At 68.0% G+C, this 2180-nt stretch carries 2 protein-coding genes; both read left to right on the top strand.

Annotated features, from left to right (window positions below):
• Positions 1-636 (top strand): alpha-ketoacid dehydrogenase subunit beta (locus tag AUL36_RS22920; RefSeq protein WP_280138005.1); only part of this gene is annotated, 636 nt, incomplete at its 5' end.
• Positions 637-640: 4 nt separating this feature from the next.
• Positions 641-2071 carry an acetoin dehydrogenase dihydrolipoyllysine-residue acetyltransferase subunit gene (locus tag AUL36_RS22915; RefSeq protein WP_062224572.1) on the top strand — a complete coding sequence of 477 codons (1431 nt, stop codon included), beginning with the start codon at positions 641-643 and terminating at the stop codon, positions 2069-2071.
• Positions 2072-2180: the final 109 nt, after the last annotated feature.

Below are 2180 nucleotides of genomic sequence, written 5' to 3'. Positions count from 1 at the left end.
CCGGCGGGATCGGGCACCGGCGCGGCGGCGCAGCATAGCCAGAGCTTGGAGGCTTGGCTCGGCCATGTGCCGGGGCTGAAGGTTCTCCAGCCCGCGACCCCACACGATGCCAAGGGCATGTTGCTCGCCGCGATCGACGATCCCGATCCAGTGATGATCTTCGAGCACAAGATCCTCTACAAGATGAAGGGCGAGGTGCCCGAAGGGCGCTACACCGTGCCGATCGGCAAGGCGCTGGTGCGCCGCGCGGGGCGGGACGTCACCATCGTCGCCTCTGCCATCATGGTGCACAAGGCCTTGAGCGCCGCCGAGGAACTGGCCAAAGACGGCATCGACGTCGAGGTTGTGGACCTGCGCACCATCCGCCCGATGGATCGCGCGACCATCATCGCGAGCGTCATGAAGACCGGCCGTCTCGTCTGCGTCTATGAGGGCGTGAAGACCTTGGGTGTCGGGGCCGAAATCTCGGCGATGATCGCGGAATCGGAAGCTTTCGACTATCTCGACGCGCCGATCATCCGGCTGGGCGGCGCGGAATCGCCCATCCCCTATAATCCCGAACTCGAAAAGGCCGTTGTGCCGCAGGTGCCCGACATTGTTCAGGCCGTGCGCGCGCTGGCCCGGCGGGAGCGCTGACGCGATGCCGACCGAAGTGATTCTCCCCAAGGTCGACATGGACATGGCGACCGGCCAGATCTCGCGCTGGTTCTACAAGGAAGGCGACACGATCAAGAAGGGCGAACCGCTGTTCGAGATCGAAACCGACAAGGCCGCCATGGAGGTGGACGCGCCGGCCTCCGGCACACTGCGCAACGTCACGGGCGCACAAGGCGTCGACATCGCCGTCGGCTCGCCCGTCGCCTGGATCTATGCCGAGGGCGAGGCGGTGAATGCGCCCGCGCCGACGGCCGACGCGGGCACGCCGGGCATGGTCGGCCCGGACCCGGATGTGGAGACGGATTCCCAGCCGGCACCGGCCGAGAGCGTCGCGGCACTGGCGAACGGCGAGGCGACGGAGGATGCCAAGACCTGCTGCGCCAAGCCCCGAGGCGTGCGCGCGACGCCGCTCGCCCGGCGCATCGCTCACCAGCACGGCATCGACCTCGCATCCGTCTCCGGCACCGGCCCGCTCGGCCGCATCGGCCGCGACGACGTGGAGAACCTCGCCACCGCGAAGGTCGCGTTGGTGCCAACCCCGGCACCCGCCGCGCAGCCGGAGCCGCAGCCGGACGCCCGCTCCGACGCGCAGCCGCTTGCGGCCCGCGCCCTCGACACCGTATCCGCCCCGCTCGCCCCAGCTCCGGTGAGCGACACCGCGACGCCGCTAGCCGTCGTGCGCCTGCGCGAAGGCACGGGCACGCCTCTCGTCCTCCTCCACGGCTTCGGCTCGGAATCGGCGAGCTGGCGTCCGCTTCTCGGCGAGATGACAGACGGCAACCCGGTTCTCGGCATCGACCTCGCTGGCCACGGCGCCTCTCTAGCCCACGAGGCCGATGGATTCGAAGCGCTGATCTCGGGCGTCGAGAACACGCTGATCGCGCTCGGCCTGTCTAGCTGTCACCTCGTCGGCCATTCGCTCGGCGGCGCTGTAGCATTAGGGGTGGCCAGCGGTACGGCGAGCGACGTGCGCTCGCTCCTGCTGATCGCGCCCGCCGGCTTTGGGCCGGACATCGACACAGGCTTCACGGAGGGGTTCGCCCGCGCGACGGACGAGGCACCGGTCCGTGCCTGGCTGCGCCACCTCGTCGCCGATCCGGCAGTCCTGTCCGAGGGTTTCGTGCGTGCGACCGCCCGTACGCGAGCCGACGGGCGGCAGACGAATGCACAGATGCGGCTCGGCGCCCGTCTCTTCTCCAATGGAGCGCAGCACATCTCGGTGCGCGATCTCCTCACCCGCCTGTCAATGCCCGTGAAGATCGTCGCAGGCACAGAGGACCGCGTCGTGCCGGTGCGCCATTTCACTGGCCTGCCTGGGTGGATTGCGTTGCATATCTTTCCGAGGACGGGACATTTGCCGCAGATTGAGCAGAAGAGGGATGTCGCCCGCTTGCTTTGGGAACTGACGCGCTAAAGCATTTCCAGCCAAAGCCGTGTCCGCTTTCACACCCGGACGATGCGCAGATCCAACGATCTCGAGCCGTTCCAATCCTCGTTGGAGCGGCTCGGTGTGAGTTGGTGCT

Origin of the sequence: Aureimonas sp. D3, assembly GCF_001463805.1 — a bacterium.
In the GTDB taxonomy this organism is placed as follows: domain Bacteria; phylum Pseudomonadota; class Alphaproteobacteria; order Rhizobiales; family Rhizobiaceae; genus Aureimonas; species Aureimonas ureilytica_A.
This window is presented reverse-complemented; position numbering and strand designations above follow the sequence as displayed.

Excerpts from the sequence above, each read along its gene's own strand:
- AUL36_RS22915 (WP_062224572.1), top strand. The coding sequence starts at position 641 with ATGCCGACCGAAGTGATTCTCCCCAAGGTCGACATGGACATGGCGACC.